This is a genomic window from Paenibacillus cucumis (ex Kampfer et al. 2016) (assembly GCF_019748695.1).
Classification (GTDB): domain Bacteria; phylum Bacillota; class Bacilli; order Paenibacillales; family Paenibacillaceae; genus Paenibacillus; species Paenibacillus polysaccharolyticus.
The window spans coordinates 195,489-213,478 of record NZ_JACLIC010000010.1 but is presented as its reverse complement, the minus strand read 5'-3'; the positions used below and the strand labels follow the sequence as shown (position 1 = coordinate 213,478).

General features: G+C 44.8%; 16 protein-coding genes. 1 reads left to right on the top strand and 15 read right to left on the bottom strand.

The genetic code is table 11. The features are described from left to right. The first annotated feature begins 129 nt into the window (after positions 1–129). Positions 130–1,482, top strand: a complete 1,353-nt coding sequence (locus H7T88_RS07330) for a hemolysin family protein (protein WP_221787838.1) — start codon at positions 130–132, stop codon at positions 1,480–1,482. Between the two features lie 80 nt (positions 1,483–1,562). On the opposite strand, the gene H7T88_RS07325 is transcribed toward H7T88_RS07330, so the two are convergent. The 15 genes from H7T88_RS07325 to H7T88_RS07255 form a co-directional block, all read right to left on the bottom strand. Further along, positions 1,563–2,639: an AI-2E family transporter gene (locus H7T88_RS07325; RefSeq protein WP_090918247.1), complete on the bottom strand. Its 1,077-nt coding sequence runs from the start codon at positions 2,637–2,639 to the stop codon at positions 1,563–1,565. A 128-nt stretch (positions 2,640–2,767) separates the two neighbouring features. Further along, a complete protein-coding gene (locus tag H7T88_RS07320; RefSeq protein WP_373323226.1) occupies positions 2,768–3,568 on the bottom strand; it encodes an ABC transporter permease in 801 nt (266 codons plus the stop codon). Then, the gene (locus tag H7T88_RS07315) at positions 3,552–4,463 is read right to left on the bottom strand and encodes an ABC transporter ATP-binding protein (RefSeq protein ID WP_154890831.1); all 912 of its coding nucleotides are present in this window, start codon (positions 4,461–4,463) and stop codon (positions 3,552–3,554) included. The genes H7T88_RS07320 and H7T88_RS07315 overlap by 17 nt, the downstream gene beginning before the upstream one ends. Positions 4,464–5,037: 574 nt before the next feature. After that, positions 5,038–5,553 (bottom strand): hypothetical protein, encoded by a 516-nt coding sequence (locus H7T88_RS07310; protein ID WP_221787837.1) that lies wholly within the window; start codon positions 5,551–5,553, stop codon positions 5,038–5,040. Between the two features lie 91 nt (positions 5,554–5,644). Further along, the gene (locus H7T88_RS07305) at positions 5,645–6,199 is read right to left on the bottom strand and encodes a VanZ family protein (protein WP_221787836.1); all 555 of its coding nucleotides are present in this window, start codon (positions 6,197–6,199) and stop codon (positions 5,645–5,647) included. Between the two features lie 31 nt (positions 6,200–6,230). Next, entirely contained in the window at positions 6,231–7,148 is a 918-nt protein-coding gene (locus H7T88_RS07300; protein WP_154982728.1) for an LCP family glycopolymer transferase, read from the bottom strand. 41 nt (positions 7,149–7,189) lie between these two features. Continuing rightward, positions 7,190–8,521 carry a UDP-glucose dehydrogenase family protein gene (locus H7T88_RS07295; RefSeq protein WP_221787835.1) on the bottom strand — a complete coding sequence of 444 codons (1,332 nt, stop codon included), beginning with the start codon at positions 8,519–8,521 and terminating at the stop codon, positions 7,190–7,192. Further along, positions 8,518–9,906: a sugar phosphate nucleotidyltransferase gene (locus H7T88_RS07290; protein ID WP_221787834.1), complete on the bottom strand. Its 1,389-nt coding sequence runs from the start codon at positions 9,904–9,906 to the stop codon at positions 8,518–8,520. The genes H7T88_RS07295 and H7T88_RS07290 overlap by 4 nt, the downstream gene beginning before the upstream one ends. A gap of 54 nt (positions 9,907–9,960) precedes the next feature. Then, positions 9,961–10,962, bottom strand: coding sequence for a polysaccharide pyruvyl transferase family protein (locus tag H7T88_RS07285; RefSeq protein WP_221787833.1), 1,002 nt, complete (start codon positions 10,960–10,962; stop codon positions 9,961–9,963). Further along, a complete protein-coding gene (locus H7T88_RS07280; protein ID WP_221787832.1) occupies positions 10,928–12,313 on the bottom strand; it encodes a lipopolysaccharide biosynthesis protein in 1,386 nt (461 codons plus the stop codon). Before H7T88_RS07280 ends, H7T88_RS07285 begins: the two co-directional genes overlap by 35 nt. After that, positions 12,313–13,209, bottom strand: coding sequence for a glycosyltransferase (locus tag H7T88_RS07275; protein WP_154982723.1), 897 nt, complete (start codon positions 13,207–13,209; stop codon positions 12,313–12,315). Before H7T88_RS07275 ends, H7T88_RS07280 begins: the two co-directional genes overlap by 1 nt. Positions 13,210–13,234: 25 nt before the next feature. Beyond that, positions 13,235–14,380 (bottom strand): glycosyltransferase family 4 protein, encoded by a 1,146-nt coding sequence (locus H7T88_RS07270; RefSeq protein ID WP_221787830.1) that lies wholly within the window; start codon positions 14,378–14,380, stop codon positions 13,235–13,237. A gap of 36 nt (positions 14,381–14,416) precedes the next feature. Continuing rightward, positions 14,417–15,499, bottom strand: a complete 1,083-nt coding sequence (locus tag H7T88_RS07265; RefSeq protein ID WP_167375686.1) for a glycosyltransferase family 4 protein — start codon at positions 15,497–15,499, stop codon at positions 14,417–14,419. A gap of 1 nt (position 15,500) precedes the next feature. Continuing rightward, positions 15,501–16,679 carry a glycosyltransferase gene (locus H7T88_RS07260; protein ID WP_221787828.1) on the bottom strand — a complete coding sequence of 393 codons (1,179 nt, stop codon included), beginning with the start codon at positions 16,677–16,679 and terminating at the stop codon, positions 15,501–15,503. Then, on the bottom strand, positions 16,676–17,989 hold the full coding sequence (locus H7T88_RS07255; RefSeq protein ID WP_221787827.1) for an O-antigen ligase family protein: 1,314 nt from the start codon (positions 17,987–17,989) through the stop codon (positions 16,676–16,678). Before H7T88_RS07255 ends, H7T88_RS07260 begins: the two co-directional genes overlap by 4 nt. Between the last annotated feature and the right edge of the window lies 1 nt (position 17,990).

Below are 17,990 nucleotides of genomic sequence, written 5' to 3'. Positions count from 1 at the left end.
CTTCAACACTGTTTTGCACAACTCCCTTTCCAGACTCTTCCTCTTTTCTTCCGGTAAAGGTGGTCTTCTTACGTAAAATTAGATATAATACTCGTTAAAACTTATTACATAAAAGGAGAAGAGTAGTGAATGGACAGTGAGAGGTATGCGTTAAATTTGGTTTTGGTTGCACTTTTGATAGGGTTATCGGCATTTTTTGTGGCAGTGGAGTTCGCTCTGGTACGGGTTCGTCCGAGTCGGATCGACCAAATGATTGCAGAAGGGAACAAACGGGCGCTCGCTGTGAAACAGGCCGTCGCTAACCTAGACGGATATCTGTCTGCTTGTCAGCTTGGGATTACGATTACGTCTCTCGGACTGGGCTGGCTCGGTGAACCCACGGTAGAGAAAATCCTCCACCCGGTGTTCGAAAGCATGAGCATCCCAGATGCACTCGCTTCATTTTTGTCCTTTGTCATTGCCTTTGTAGCGATCACGTATTTACACGTTGTTGTGGGTGAACTTGCACCCAAAACGATAGCGATCCGCAAAGCCGAGACTGTCGCACTGTTGACATCCGGTCCTATCATCTTGTTTAACCGAGTGATGTATCCTTTTATCTGGCTGTTGAACGGCTCTGCGAACCAACTGGTCAAATTGTTTGGCATCAAGCCTGCTTCGGAACATGAAGACGCACACTCTGAAGAAGAGCTCCAGATCATTATTAACGAGAGCTTTGAGAGTGGTAAAATCAATCAGGCGGAATTTGGGTATGTTAGCCGAATTTTTGCATTTGATGAGATGCTGGCCAAAGAGATCATGGTTCCCCGGACCGACATGGTCTGCCTTTATCTAAATAAAACGAACGAGGAAAATCTAGAGATCATTCGCGAAGAGCAATACACTCGCTTTCCAGTCGTTAATGAGAGCAAAGACGATATTATCGGTATCATTAATACGAAACAATTTTTCTTAGAACTGTATGGTAATGATGAACCCGTCGACCTGTCTTCCCTCATTCAGCCCGTTTCGGCTGTTCATGAGACAACTCCAGTCAAGGATCTGCTTAAAAAAATGCAGAAGGATGGCGTGCATATTGCTGTTCTCGTCGACGAGTATGGAGGCACGTCGGGGATTGTAACGATTGAAGACGTATTGGAGCAGATTGTTGGTGAGATTCGCGATGAGTTCGACGCAGACGAAGAAGAAGAAATTCAGATTGTGAATGAGCATTATATCATCATGGATGGTAAGGTTTCGCTGTCCAAGGTCAACGATATGTTCATGTCTTCGCTTGATGCGGACGAGTGGGATACGATTGGTGGATGGCTGTACAGTCACCGTCCGGAGATGAACGAACAGGAAGAGTATGAATACGAAAACCTGACCTTTGTCCTGCTGGAAAAAGATAAAAATCGCTTCTACAAGGTGGCTATCGTCCCGAAAGAACCACTGAACATGTCAGACTACACCGATGAAGACGAGAAAGAAACAAACGTTTGATTTAAAAGGTCTGTCCACGTCATTTCCGATGTGGACAGACCTTTTCTTTATGCTGAGGGATGAAATATCTTACCTACATCTTATTTGGCATCTGCTCGATCTTCAACAATCCGGTTCTGGATTTTCTTAAATATAATCTTAAGGATCATGTAAAGCGGAATAATAATAATCATACCTAGAATGTTGCCAAGGTCGGCTCCAACAAGTAACAGGATCACTGTAGTCAACGGATGAATATCAAGCTGTTTGCCATACACATAAGGAGAGATGAGATTATCCTGTATTTGCTGTGCAATGACGATAATGATCAGAGACCAGAGAGCCATGGAAGGCGAGTCGATAAAAGCAACAATCACAACAGGAATCGCCGCCAGTAGCGCTCCTACATAAGGGATAAAGTTCAGAATAATGGACACAACCGTTAACAATAGCGCATAAGGCAACCCGATAAGAAGAAAACCGATAAACATGAGAATGCCCAGCGCCACATTAACGATAACCCGGCCTACAATATAATTGCTCAGAGCCTCATCAATTTCATGCACCGTCTCTTCTCCGTCTTTTCGGTAATGTCTCGGCAATAAAAGCGTCAAGTTGGTTCCAAATTTGTCACCTTCCTTGAGCATGTAATAGAGCATAATCGGAAATGTTGCCAAAATAATGACCAAGTTGGACACGACGGAAAACAGACCAGAGACATAATCCGTAACCTGCGTAATCCCCTGACTTAAATAATCGGACAATCTGGTAAACAAGTCCGAATTCTCAGGCAGGTAACGGGCAAGAAAACGATTGTTTTCCAGTGCTTTAATCTGCTCTACAAGAGATGAGACAAGCTTAGGTGTATTTTCGATAAAATTCCATAACTGCTCCCGCAGGGAAGGCCACACGAGAACGCTGAATCCTGCGATGAGGAGTCCAACAGCCACATAAATAATCAGGACAGACAGTGCCCTTTTGATTTTGTGCCGCTCCATGAAGTCCACGAGCGGACGCAACAGATAGTAGAAAAATCCTGCAATCAAGAGCGGGATAATAATGATATGAATCAGCGAAGTGAGAGGGCGGAAAATAAAGTTGACCTTATCCCCCAAATACACAATCAGCAACAGTAAAATAATTGCTGTGCATATGCGGTAAAATTTGTTGTTAATCAAGAAAAATGATCCCTCCATGCGCTGCCATGCCAAAGTGACTGCGACGATAATATGATTCTAACATTACAATACCAGTATGTACCCTGAATAGACAGCTATGCCACATGAAAACAAAAAAGAGGCAGGAGTTAACCTGCCACATCTCTTTTGTTGAACACAACCCAGGAAATCACCATAAAGATGACATAATATGCAGCGAGAACTGCCAGGGAGAACCCGAGAGTCATGCCCTCACTTGCTCCATTCATCAAGCCCATATCCGATGAAGAGTTCATATATTTGCTCAAGTTCATATTATTGAACAGAACATATTTAGCCCATTCATAACGATCCGGATTAAAGATCAGTGAGAATATATTTTGTGTAAACATAATAAACAAGGACAAACCAATCGCAAGTGCACCTGAACGAAATACCGAGGAGACCATAAAGGCAATCGCAAGTGTAATAAACAAGTCGATATACAGATATCCCCATCTCGTAAACGCATCAGCTGCGATTATACTGCTGTCTACCGAAACCTCATGAGAGAAGAGAATATATGAGCTAAGCATGGCCATACCAATCACCAGTAGTGTGCTTAATATACTAAAGCCTACTACAGTGAGATATTTGGAAGCCAAAATTTTACTGCGTGACCATGGTCGGATAAGTAACAGTTTAATGGTTCCCCATGTAAATTCACCCGCCACTGTTTCTGCTGCAATGACTACACAGAAGATGGTGTTCAGAAAAAATGCAATCTGAACTGTTGTAGCCGCAGGCTGCCAAAACAAGGTGTCACTTGACCCCATGCCTTCTCTCATTAAGACAGGCATGAGTAACGAGATCAGAACAAGAATAGCTAACATAATCCAGGTACGTACACGACGGAACACCTTCATATTTTCATTCAGTAGCAGATTGCCGAAACTACCCAATGCCGCCACCTCCAGTCACTTGCAAAAATTGATCTTCCAGCGTACGAGTCACACTACGAATGGCATAAACCTGCACGCCTTCACGTACCAGTTTGGCATTGACCGCTGGAATTTGTTCTCGAGAGAGAGACAACACGATAACCTTACCCTGAATAACTGCCTCACCCTCCATGAGTTCAACAGCACGTTCAGCGTCATCGACTTCAAACGCAACTTCAATTAAAGCATCTGAACCTTGCTCATCCCGCAGATTTCGAACATCAATCAGTTTACCGTTCTGAATAATAGCTACGGTGTCACACATCAATTCCATCTCGGACAACAGATGGCTTGATACAAACACGGTGATCCCCTCTTCGTGGGTGAGGAGCCGCAGATAATCTCTCAACTCCCTTATGCCCTGTGGATCGAGACCGTTCGTTGGCTCATCCAGAACTAACAGCTTAGGTCTATGTAATATAGCCTGTGCGACACCAAGGCGCTGACGCATACCCAAAGAATAGGTTTTTACCTTGTCATGAATCCGCGCTGTTAGGCCCACACGCTCAATGGTCTCTGCAATACGTTCCTTGGTAACGCCAGGTGACATACGGGCAAAATGCACCAGATTCTGATATCCGGTCAGAAACTTGTACATCTCCGGATTTTCCACAATCGCCCCCACCTGGGCTATCGCCTCTTCAAACTCATTCTTTACACTGTGTCCAGAGATGAAAATATCTCCTTTACTAATGGACATCAGACCTACCATCATTCGAATCGTTGTTGTTTTCCCCGCGCCATTTGGTCCTAAAAAACCAAAAACCTGCCCCGGAGAAATATCCAGGGTCAGGTCACTGACCAATGATCGGGAGGAAATGATTTTACTGACGCCTTGAAGTCGGACGACCGGCTCCTGCTGCATTCAATCCTCTCCTTCATGGACGGGCTTATTTCATGCCCGTTTCTCATATGAGCATAGTGTATCATAATCTTTAGTATATTGTCCTGCAAACTGGGACTTACCTTCTCGTTTTGACTCAACTACACACGCCTCACAGCATCCAAGTGGCATTTCACTCCGGTAAAATCCAGTACGAAACACGTGATTGCCTCCATTGCCCTCTGGCTTCTGGGCGGCGTCTCTAGCGACCGACACAATCATCCCACAACTGACACAGTAAAAGCGGCCCGTTTCATTCAATGGAATACCTTCCCCTCACAGGGAGTCTCTAGTCCCTGTTATTTGTCGTTAGACGCTGAAAATTGATACATTTTGTATCCTAATTCGTAATTTACTTGACACCGGGACTATTGTCAAGCTTTTTAAGCATGGATTTAGGTTGAAAATTCAAAAAAACGCTATAAATGCGACAAAAGTCTCGCATTTATAGCGCTTGGTCAAGGACTAATGATACAAAACGGTATATTCAACCTCCATTTACATCACAGCATATGTAACATTTACTCCTCATCCTGATATTGCACCCTATCATGCATCACGATGAAGTTTCAGTGTTGTGTTTCCTATCATCTGGATAATACCATAACAGCGTCCACTGCTTACCATCCTGCACAAGGTAACAGATCTGCACAAGATCAAACTTTCCAAAGGTTCCGGAATACGTTTGTGTAACTTTGATTTTGTATGCTTCAGAAAAAGGCTTAACGCCTTGAATGATCTCCACATCAAATTCCCGCTCTGGCGGTTCCATCTCCAGTTCAAACGTCTGCACACCAAAATGCTGCATAAAAATGTGAGCTCTATTCTGCACATAGGCACTCTTCGGAAATCGCTCTTTCATTAAAGGATGAAAAAGCTCCCAGGAGCTTCCGAAGTCACCCGTTTGCTCGTATTTGTAAAACTCTTCCGCCACAGCAGCAGCCTCTGTAGCCGCATCTGCACGAAACAGCGCAGGTACACTCCTAATAATCAGCCACAGCAAAAGCACTACAAATAAAATAAGTCCACTTTTTTTGAACAGTGCATTACGGTTTCTTCTTCTTAGCATCATTCAGCCCCCTTGTCCTGCCTACCCCATATGTATGATGGTTTGCAAACAAGTAGAAGCTACGCCCGAACTACACAATGCATTTCCTGGGAAATCAATGATGTCTCCTACCCAGCAAAGCTCGAATTCCTGTATAAACCGAGATGCCACAACTTCCACCAATCAAGTCTACACCGACATCCCAGATTGAACTCGTACGATTGGGGCTGAACTGTTGGATATACTCGTCAATGGAGGCAATCACTGCAACGAACATCAGCGCCACCGTAATACAAGTTATGACTCTCACCCGTTTGTAACGCAGACTGCCATAGATTAATACTGCGAGAACAGCGTAGATTAACAGATGCGCAGTCTTGCGAAAGAGGAATTCTACAAAAGCATAAGGCCTTTCTCTTAGTGAATACTCGTGACCATTATAAAACAGGTGCACATCGGGCAATGTAACCCCGATGTGCACCTGTTTGGTCAAACGTTGAAGCCATGGCTGAATATTTTGCTGTTGATAGGATTGGGAAGACATCAGCCAGATTATCGCAATCCAGACCCCTGCCAGCATTAGCCAAAACAACATTTTATACGAACGATTCTTCCGTTGATATTTCTGTTTTCTTGTTTCTCTTCCCTCCGCATTCAGCAATGTTTTCACCACTTTCCTTGCTGTTTCACGAACGTTGCCCTTACTGTTCTAGGTGCTGCGTCAGTAATCCGTGAATGCGCTCCTTTTCCTCTTGACCTACAATAAAATAATAAATACCGTTGATCTTCTCGCCTTTTCCCTTGATCTCAACTGTATCGATTTCTTCCAGGTCGCTACGATAATCCAGAAGCAGTTCTTTCATCTCATCAAATGTCAGATCTGTTCTGACATGTGTACCCAGCTCATCTAACATATTCTGAAGGTGAAGCACACTGGAGAATTGCATCGTATTTTTGAGCATCTGCTTCAGGACCTCTCGCTGACGATCATTCCTTCCCAAGTCGCCCTTCGGATCATCATAACGCATTCTGGAGAATCCGAGAGCAGCGACACCATCCAGATGAATATTGCCCTGCTCATAACGTTTACCCTCATAGTCAAAGGCAAACGGGTTGTTTACATCCACACCACCAACAAGATCAATGATTTTGGAGAACCCCTCCATATCTACTTTCATATAATAGTGAATGGGAATTCCCAAAAATTGTTCAACTGTTGCAAGAGACATATCCACGCCCCCAAAAGCATAAGCGTGATTGATTTTGTCTTCGGTGTTGCGTCCTACAATTTCTGTTCGTGTATCTCGCGGAATATTAAACATCAGCACTTTCTTTTTCCCCGGATTCACACTTAGAACAATCATCGTATCTGAACGTCCTCGATCATTCTGGCGTTCATCCACCCCCAGGATCAAGGCATTAAAGGGCTCTTTGCGATTGAGTTCAACCTGGAGTCCGCCCTTCGCATCGGTTACCGAAACAGGCTTTACGGGATTACGAGGCTCATAAATCTGATCAGCGGTTGATTTAACCGATTGATAGAGATAGATCGCATAACCAAATACAACGATGATCAAAAGGGAAGCAATCCAAGCCGTCCATTTCATCCACTTTTTCATGGGGATCTTCCTCACTCATATTGTTGATATTCACTGGCAGATTAGATAATTGCTGGTGCTTTCCCTTCCACCTTCACGAGACCTGGACGTCCGACAGAATAATAGTGGAAAGCAGATGCTTGAATCTGCTCCGCACTATACACATTACGACCATCAATCATCACAGGATCCTTCATCGTTTGGGCTAAGGTTGTCAGATCAACCTGGGCAAATTCCTTCCATTCTGTCAGTACACATAGCGCATCCGCGTCTTGAGCAGCATGAAGCGGGCTATCCTCCCACGAAATCGAGGCAATGTCGATCTCTTTACGGAAGTTAGCCGTTGCAATCGGATCGTAGGCTCTGACCGATGCTCCAGCATCAATAAGATGTTGAACAATATCAATGGCTGGTGCGTCTCGCACATCATCGGTATCCGGTTTAAACGCCAGTCCCCAGATAGCAATTGTTTTGCCTGCGAGTGACCCCAGCGCTTCCTCCAGTTTGTAGATCACTTGCATACGTTGGTCCTGATTGACTTGCACTACAGATTTCAACAGCCTGAAATCATAATCCACCATACCTGCAATCTGGATCAGCGCCTGTGTATCTTTAGGAAAACAAGAGCCGCCATAACCGATCCCTGCCTTCAAAAAAGCAGACCCGATGCGTTTATCGTACCCCATGCCTTCTGCAACACGTGTAACATCCGCCCCAACTTTCTCACAAATATTCGAAATTTCATTAATAAATGATATTTTGGTTGCCAGAAAAGCATTGGATGCGTATTTAATCATCTCCGCTGAGCGGATATCTGTAATAATCAGATTACTTGTCAAGGGCCGATGAAGTTTCTTTAACGTCTGGATGGCCCGATCACTGCTGGTGCCGATGACAATCCGGTCAGGGTTAAGCGTATCCTTGATTGCGGAGCCTTCTCGCAAAAACTCGGGAACAGAGGCCACGTCAAATGGCTGGGAGGATATACTGCGAATCAGATCGCGGATACGGTCATTGGTACCTACAGGAACCGTGCTTTTAGTCACGATGATTTTGTAGTTTTCGAGATGGGTGCCGATCTCCATAGCCACTTGCTCTACATAACTCAGATTCGCCTCACCGTTTGGTAGAGAAGGTGTACCTACGGCTATAAAGACAATATCTGACTGGTGTATCGCCTCACCAATGTTTGAGGTAAACGACAGTTTACCTGCTTGCATATTGGAAATCATCAACTCTTTAAGACCAGGTTCGTAGATTGGAACGATGCCCTCATTCAGCATTTGTACTTTTTCCTCATTGTTGTCTACACAGATCACCTGGTTGCCAATCTCCGAAAAACAAACCCCTGATACCAGACCTACGTAGCCTGTTCCAATCACCGCAATATTCATCTTGTTTTCCCCCAATTCACGCAATTTTGGATAATATCTTCCCATTCCATCTCAACGCGAACGATGTCCTCTTCCACCAGTTCACTGCCCATCTGCACCTCAATAATTTCGAGTTCGCTCAACGCTTTGACACTGTGCTTCCCTCCTGCCGGAATCACAATGACATCTCCTTGATGAAGCGGTCTGAGCTCGCCGTCCATAATGAATTCACCTTGTCCCGAGACAACGGTCCATACTTCATTTCGTTTGAGATGGTACTGGTACGAAAAGTTTTTATGGGGCTCGATGATGATGCGTTTGGTTAATACTTCTTCGCCTTTTTTATTGCGTGTGTAATCAAGCACTCTGTAACAGCCCCAACGACGTTCTTCATACATGGGGCGCTCAGCGCTATCTTTTAACACTTCCTTGATCTGAGGGCTCGCCTCTTTTTCACTGACCAGAATGCCATCAGGACTTGTTGCCACGATCAAGTTGGATACTCCCAGTACGCAGACCGGAATGTTTAATTCATTAATCAGATGTGTGTTCACCGTACTGTTCGTCATGACACCTTTGCCCACAATATTGGTACTCATCTCATCTGTCAGCGTGTTCCATGTGCCAAGGTCTTTCCAGTACCCCTCGTAAGGTGTAACCACAATATGCTGAGCCTTCTCCACCACTTGATAATCAAAGCTGATTTTCTGCAGTCTCCCGTACTGTTTCAACATTTCTTCATACTGGATAGGCAGTTCAAGCGAGATGAGCAGATTAATCAAATAATTGAGTTTGAATGCAAAAACCCCGCAATTCCAAAGGGCAGATTGTTCGATCATCTCTGCCGCTTCAGCTTCACGGGGTTTCTCTTGAAAACGGGATACTTTGGCGTAACGTTGTTCTTCTTTAGTTTCAGACCGTTCTGGAATGATGTAACCATACTTTTCCGAAGGATACGTGGGTTTCACGCCAATTAACGCAAGCTCTGCACCGGAGTCATCCAGCACGTCCTCCAGCTCTGTTACTTTATAAAAGAATGACTCCTCCACATAGGGATCAACCGGAAGCATGGCTACCGTTTCATTTAAGCTGGCTCCCTGCACGGAGTACAAATATACGGCCGCCAAGGCGATTGCGGGGAAGGTATCTCTTCGTTCAGGCTCAACGACTAGATCCACTTCATAACCCAACTGACTTCGCAAAATCTCCACCTGCGGTTTGCTCGTTGCAATCGTTGCTTGGCCACTTAACCCCGTGTGCTGCAATTGCCTCCATACGCGCTGTACCATCGATTCCGTCTGTCCGTCCTCGCCTTCAAGCACCTTCAGGAATTGCTTGGATCTCGTGTCGTTGGACAAAGGCCATAACCGTTTACCTGATCCACCGGAGAGAAGTACGATTCTCAATGCAACCACTCCACTCTATATATTTTAAGGTGATACGGGACAGCTTTTCGTTCGTTATACGGTTGCCGTTGATTCCATATACTTGGTCACGGGCGGAGCACTCGCCTTGGAAGAGGAGTCCATATTGGCTGTGTTCACTTCATGTGTCCATATCCGGTAATATCCCGAATTCTTCCCATAAGAGTTATCAATCAATAGGTTAGGCTTCGCCATCAGACAAGACAGGATGTGACCATGTAATCTGGATGTGTGAATCATGCGATAATCCGAGAAGCAGCGTACCGCCTTATTCACAAGGTAGTCACTATATTTCATCCATATGAATTGGGAGAGGGCTCGCGAAGCAGGTTTCTTCAACCCTTTACTGATATAGTAGATTAGCTTTCGCTCATATTTGTTGTACAAGGTGGGCCAATCCAGGTAATCTCCTTGCTGCTCTGCGGAATTCAGAGATTGTTGAGCTGCTGTTTGTTCAATGTCAGTTCTAAAGAAATTCAATCTCTCTTTACGAGAGTTACGCTGGATCTCCATCGGCCATAATTGGTGCGCCATATCGGGAACTAAGTTCACCTTAGAGTTGGAAAAATGATCCGAGGCAATTTGAAACGATATCTCATCGCGAACATAGATATGCAGATCTGTATGCTGAGCAAAAACAGATGCAGTTCTTTGAAGAATAGCTTGATCCTTATAAAATATCGTCTGAGGAAGAATCACGATTCGATGATGCGGGTAATGCTGAACGATACGTTCTCTTAATGATTGATGAGCTTCGTATAAATCACCGAAATTCCCACCACCATGAAGAACAATAATATGATCCTGGGGAATTTCAACTTGGTCATGAAAGTCATGGACGCTGTATCGTTGAGACACATGAATATGATGGTCTTTGAAAAAAGCCTCTGTTCCTTTCATAATAAGCAGATCACCACAATTGCTGTGAACGGGATAATCAATGTAATAGATCTTCGAATGAGGAGGCACAACTTCAAGGATCGATTCAAGTCGTTTTTTCAACTCATCCATGGGATGAATCTTTTGCACGTTTGACATCTCTTCTGGCTCCTTTAAATAGATTTTTTTCTCTCCATTTTTGCTTGAGGAAGGCCATATCTTCCTTGTTATATAACATCTTGTGCATCGGCATTTTGAAAATAATCGAAACGGATATTAATGACATCAGCATACGGACGAAGGAACCAAGTAACAACGCCAGCCCTAAACCGTATAACCCGAACATGGGCGTAAGCACAAAGAACAACGTAATGGTCACAGCAAGTGCGATGACCTGCCGAAGCACGATAACGCCTGGTCTACCGAGCGCATTAAAAGCCGAAGCCAGAATCCAAGATCCTCCGCCAACGATACACTCCAGAGACAACAGATAGAATACACCGCTGGCCTCCAGAAATTCCGGGCCAAACAACAAGCCAATAAAAAAACGACCAATCAGCATACTCGGTATGATGATGATCGTCATAAGTACCATACTAATGCGGAAAGCTCTGCCAACAAGAGACAACACCTGTTGCTGCTCCATGCCGGCTACCTTTGGAAATATGACATTGGTGATGGCCGTCTGCACAACATTAAACATACGCGATAGGGCAAACACAACCGAATATAACCCGAAATCTTTGGGTGTCAGCAGAGCCAAAATAATAATTTTGTCAAACTGGCTATACAACGCGCCTAGCAACTCTACCCCATATACACGAAGGCCATAGCTGAATAGATGAATCCCCGTTCGAATCTGAGCTACCAGCTTGCTGACGGAACTGAATATTTGCTGACGCATGGCAATCATATAACAGGTCAACACCAGTATAGTGCTGGCAAAACTGATAATAATGGCTCGTTCCACGGTTAATACCTGCGCTACCCACAGTAGTACCAACCCTGCAAGATTCAATAAGGGAGCCAGCAAACGCGACAGATTATAAATATGGAACTTGTCGGTACCTTGTGCGGCTGCCGCAAGCACACCCATGAACAGCATCACTGGAACCATGGATACGGTATACCACCTTGCAATGGTAATGACAGATTCTGAATATGCTGATAGCCAGATAGGGATACCAAACCAACTGATCACCCCAGCGATGATACTGATCGGAATCTGAACGGCAAAGCTCATGCTGATATAGACAGGGAGTTGCTGGCTGTTTTTTTTGACATTGTAAATTAACGAGGTGGGCAGACCAAATGCGGCCAGACCTGAAATGAATGCAGGCCAGAATAAAACAGCCGCAAGCTCTCCCTTCCCCGTCGCTCCGAACATGCGAGCTGTAATAATGGAAGTTAGCGTAGTCACAGCCATAATGAGAATATTAGCCATGCTTGTCATGACAATGGTCTGAATAATGCTTCGCTGCCTTGGTTTTCGGGCAATCGCCATGTTCATCAGGTGTTCAGCCCTCTGCCATTTCGGAAAGATCCCACAATCGTGCCGTTCCGATAAGATATTTTAGCCATCTCACTCATGACTTTCTGCACATTATTGAAAGAGATGACGATTAATAGAGCTGCTTGCACAATTCTTATCGTATGTTTGAATACGCCCCATGCACTTTTCTTATACCGCGTGGCATCACTTATACCTTGCCAATACACCCGGCGTAATAGCCAACGTTTGGTTAATCTGTTTTTTGCTATTTTGTGTTCAACAACTGCATATGGACTGTAGAAAACTTTATGTTCTTGGCGGACTCGACTTATTAGCTCACTCTCTTCACTTGACATTAGATTTGTACCAACCCGCCCCAAATCTTCTCTAAACGGCTCTAACTTTTCGAAAATACTCACTCTGAATGCTACATTGGCCCCAAAAGGAATAGAAGGCGCAGGCATCTCAACAACTTTTTCAGAGAAATCCATTAGTGTGTACAAGCTCACAATATCTTGTGGTATCCATTCGGGCCTTCCGCCCTCCCATATAGGAACGATTTTCCCACCCACACAACCAATCCGGGAATCCATATCAAATATCTTAATGACTTCGTTTATCCAAGTAGGACATGCCAATGCATCATCATCCAGAAATAAAATAAACTCACCTTTTGCTTCCTTGATTGCTCGGTTTCTTGCATAAGAAAGGCCTAATTGTGGTTCAAAAATATACCTTACATGCTCCGGCATGTGAGACGAATCAAATAAATCCCTAGTATGATCTGTCGAATGATTATCTATGACCAAAATTTCGTAATCGGCAGGATCGGTATCTCCTTTCAATACACTCTCAACAGCCTGCATAGTGTCTACCGCTCTGTTGTGTGTACAAATGGCTACAGAAGCCCTCATGCTCTCACCCCAATCACATTGATATTTAGGCTAATTGCTTCAACAACTTTCCACGATGCGACCACAAACAATAGTTGACCACCCAGTCGTATCCGTTATCCCCCATCGCTCTGGCTAGCCCATCGTCGGTCATTAATTGTTCGATACGCGCAGCAATCTCCTGATCATTAACCGGGTCTACGAGATAACCGGTGATATTGTCCTTCACGGCGTCGGGAATACCGCCACTGTTGCCTGCAATGACAGGTAATCGATAATAGTTGGCTTCCAGGAATACAATCCCGAACCCTTCCACGTCACCCTTCTCCTTGATATCCCGGCTTGGCATAATGAAGAGATCCGCACATTCATATAATTGCTGAAGCTCATCGTCTGTAGTACGTCCTGTAAATACAACAACAGATTCGAGTCCGTACTGAGTTACCAGTCGTTCGAGTTCTCCCTTATACGGCCCATCTCCGCAGATAACATACTTCAGATCAGGAATATGCGTAATAACCTGACTCACGGCTTTCAGTGTGACATCATGACCTTTGCGTTCCACAAGTCGCGAGACGGTGATCATCACTTTTTTGCCATGCAGACCATACTTATCCCGTAAATCCCCCTGGCTCCCTGTATCCGCGTTTAACTTGTTCACATTAAGTCCCGGTGGAATAATGACAATCTGAGAATCCGAAATCCCCAGTTCAACCAGCTTCGACTTCGTATACTGGCTATTGGCAATCACCTTGTCCGCACGCTTCAGAATGAACAACAGCAGTGGGAATAATCGGCTATTAACCATCCCCATCACATCCAGGCCGTGAACATAAGGAAAGTATTTTACTCGAAAAAGGAATTTCATGAATGGACCGGCTAAGCCAACCGGGAATATATTCACAAAATGAATCTCATCTGTTTTTTTGCGCCATTTCAACAAAATCAGTTGCATGACCAGAACAAGCTGCGAGAGAATCAACAGCCATTTATTAGAATCCGAAAAAATACGTTTCCGAATGATTTCAAAATCACTCTTCCGGTCAAACTGCTCGGACTCTGCGGTATTATTTATTTTATTGGTCAGCACCGTTGTCTCTTCTGCTGGAATCTGTGATATCAGCCCGTAGGCATAATCATGAATCCCTCCCTTTTCAGGCGGGAAATCAATCGCAACAAACACTTTGTTCATAGCTTTATCTCCCTCACAACAATACATTTGGCATGCTTACACCGTGCTCATAATAATGTTGACCGTATCCTTGGCACATTTGTTCCAGGAGAAGAAGGCCGAGTGCTCTTTGCCCTGAATGGACATTCGCTGTCCAAGCTCCGGATCAGACATCATCTCTACCAGACGTGAAGCTGCTTCCTGCGGATGATGAGGGTCAAAGTACAGTCCTGCCTCTCCGCATACTTCCGGGATCGAACCACGGGAAGACACGATAACCGGACAACCAAGCGCCATCGCCTCCAGTGGCGGTAAGCCAAACCCTTCGTACAAGGATGGGAAAATAAAACCGGTGGCATGTTCGTAGAGCGCTTTTAACTCCTCATCCGTCACATACCCTACCCAATTCACACCTTCCGAATCATTCACAGCATGATTGCTGAACACCTTACTGTTCTTGGAGCCCACGATGACAACACTCAAATTCTGTGCTTTCACCTGAGGTAAAATCTCCAAGATCAGCTTAAAGTTTTTGTAAGGATTCATCGTGCTGACAGCCAGTACATACGGGGAGTTAATCCCATATTTCTCAAGTGTGCCTTGAGCCGCCTGCCTGTGATGAATATGATCGATGCCCAGGTGTGTAACGGATACCTTCTGAGCGGCAATTTTGCAGTGTTGAATAAGTTCACCTTTGGAAAAGTTAGACACTGTAATGACCTTTTTGGATATCTTGCCTAAGCGAACCGTTAAAAACTGATACCATGACCGAAACGCGAAGGAAAATGCCTTCGGATAACTGAATACAGAAGCGTCATGGATCGTCACGACCTGATTGCGTTTGAATGCCGGGCCTGTGTTACACAGGTTAATTAGCAATCCTTTTTTCGCGTAAAATGGCAACTCCAGCTGTTCCCACACATGTCCCTTCAGTCTGCCAACAATCCGGTGCCGAATATGTTTCAGTTCAAGATGAGTAACCACATTCGCGGGTGAGAGCAGGCAAAACTCTACTTTCGTACCGTCTACTTCTCCAGCGTCAATCAAATTATCGATTTCCTTCACGAGTTCAATGGCATATCGCTGAACCCCGGTAACGGTCTGTGTCAGGAAACGGGCATTGATATAGATTGTATTCATGTTAATCTCCATTTCTCTTTGAAATTTCCAAACGGGAAGCCGGCCCCGCGGTTTGGAAGCTAACTTCTACATTTCTCGCTTCATAATAGAGACTCACGAACTCCTCATTCATTCGATCCGAGCTGAACTTCTCTTTATACACCTGATATCCCGCTTCACCCATAGTTGCCAACGTTTCTTTATCAAGTTGCATTAGAATCTCTCTCAACCCTTCGAGTCGTTCAAGTTCAAAGATGTAGCCATTCTCCCCATGCGTCACCAGCTCTGGCAACGAGGCCCGATTGCTAGCGATGACGGGTTTGTGATTTTTCATTGCTTCCAGCGCGACCAAGGGTAACCCTTCCCACCTGGAAGGCATAATGATCGCATCACACTGCTCGTAATAGTGATCAATCTCTGCATTATTGACCCACCCTAACCGGATCATATTGTCGGTAAAGGTCCATTCATTTTTTTCCAATACGCTGTCTCCAATGATGTATAACTGAATACGCTGCTGCAGCTCGGGATACTGCCTGAATGCATCCAGCAGCAGATCCAGTCCTTTCTGCCGATCGTATCTGCCCACAAACAAGAGCCGAATCATGCTGTCATCCTCTTGCTCCTGATCTTTTTGCACAATTACTTGCGGCTGCTCTTCATGATTTTGAGGCTTGTGAGACTTGCGGTCACGCAGGCCACTATAAACGAATCGGGATTTGGCTGGAGACATGCCCATGCGAATCGATTGCTGCATCTCATATTTTGAAATGTTCACGATATAGTCTGTTTTGAATTCCAGTATTTTCTCGATCATGAAATAAGCCTTTTTATGCAGGGGTTTGGTATCCATCAAAAAAGACCAGCCATGTGAGCAGTAAAAGATACTCGCTTTGCGCGGTGTGAAAAAAAATAAGCCCCTTGCGAGCATACCCGCAAATGAGCTGTGTACATGAATAATATCCGGCTCGATCCGCCGAATAGCTTGGTGAATCTGTCTCATCGCTGAGAAAAAGTGTTTCGGGTGGCGTTTGTAACTGTAACGAAAGATATGCTCTGGCTCCAGATCAAAATCCTTTGCCGAGTTATAATCACTCATCAATACATAAACCTCAAACCGGTTACGCTGGTAGGACACCAGCTCGTTTAAATACGTGGCAACACCGCCCACCACATATTCTCCGATGTGCAAAACCTTCATTTTCGCTCACCCGCTTTATATGGTATATCACCTGCATTACGATGCTGATACAGAGCTATGCCTATGAACATCCAGAAAAAAACGTTCGCAGGAAACAACTCAAGAACGTTGGTCGTCATACTTGCCGCAGCCACTCCTGCGCCGAGGGCTATAGCCACCTGAGGAAGTCTGGAACCTGCCGAGTAAGGTGAGGCATTCATTCGTCTAACCAGTGTGATCAACAACCACATGAATAACATCAAAAAATAGGTAAGACCGATCCAACCTGTCTGTTCGTACAAGGAAAAGTACTGGTTATCCACTGCAAAATTACTGGAGTTCAGACCCATCATATGTGTGCGCCGGCTGGCAGCACCAACCGAACCAATTCCGTTGCCGATCATGCCATTCATGGTGAATGGCGAGGTCAGGCTGCTTCCCCATATCTGTAATCGATCAAGCAGGGATGAACTGGAGAGCAGATTTTTGGACTGCAGGAACCTGCCTCCGAAAAACACAACTGCAGGCAGTGTCAGAAAAACAACCGCCAGAACTAACATATTCTTTTTGCTGTACTTGCGAATCTGAATTAAAAAAAGAACCACCTGATATACAAACCAGAGCAATAAAGCCGATCGAATCGTAGATAAAAGCAAAAAGCCGATCGTCAGCAACTGGATCATCAGGCGAAAGCTACGGTGCTTCACTGCCAGCTTGGTTTGTTCTGCAATGATGCCTGTCATTAACAGTGCATACGCATAACCATCCGGCGAGTACGTAATGGAGGATAAACGCGGCACACCCTCAAGATAGTTTTTGATGTTTACGCCGTATACGAATCCCATAGTGATTAACTTTTCTATACCCAGCGCATATTGAGCGCACCATCCTGCAATGAGCATAATAAAAATAACCAGATTGGTTCTGGCAAATGCGTACATTCCACCCTGCTTGGCCATAAACATGCCTGCAAACAGCATCACCAGCGGTAAAAGCGTAATTTTGATTCCATAGACTAACGTGACCACGCTGGAACCGACAAGTACATTTAACGATCCGAGCACGATAAGGGAGGCCAGTATAAACAGGAATAGATTCAGAAAATGAATCTGCTGGCGATATACCCGGGCAAGTGTGTATACCGCAAGTAGCAACATGCCTGCATCCTTTAACGAACGAATCACAATATTATCGACATAGATCGAAATCAGACCATAAATGGACAGATAGAGCAGTAAGAAATGAATCAACATCATGATGACTGAGGAAGGCGCATCAGACCTCGCTTGAACTAATGATGGCGATTTGACGTTCAGAGAAGTCATGTACATC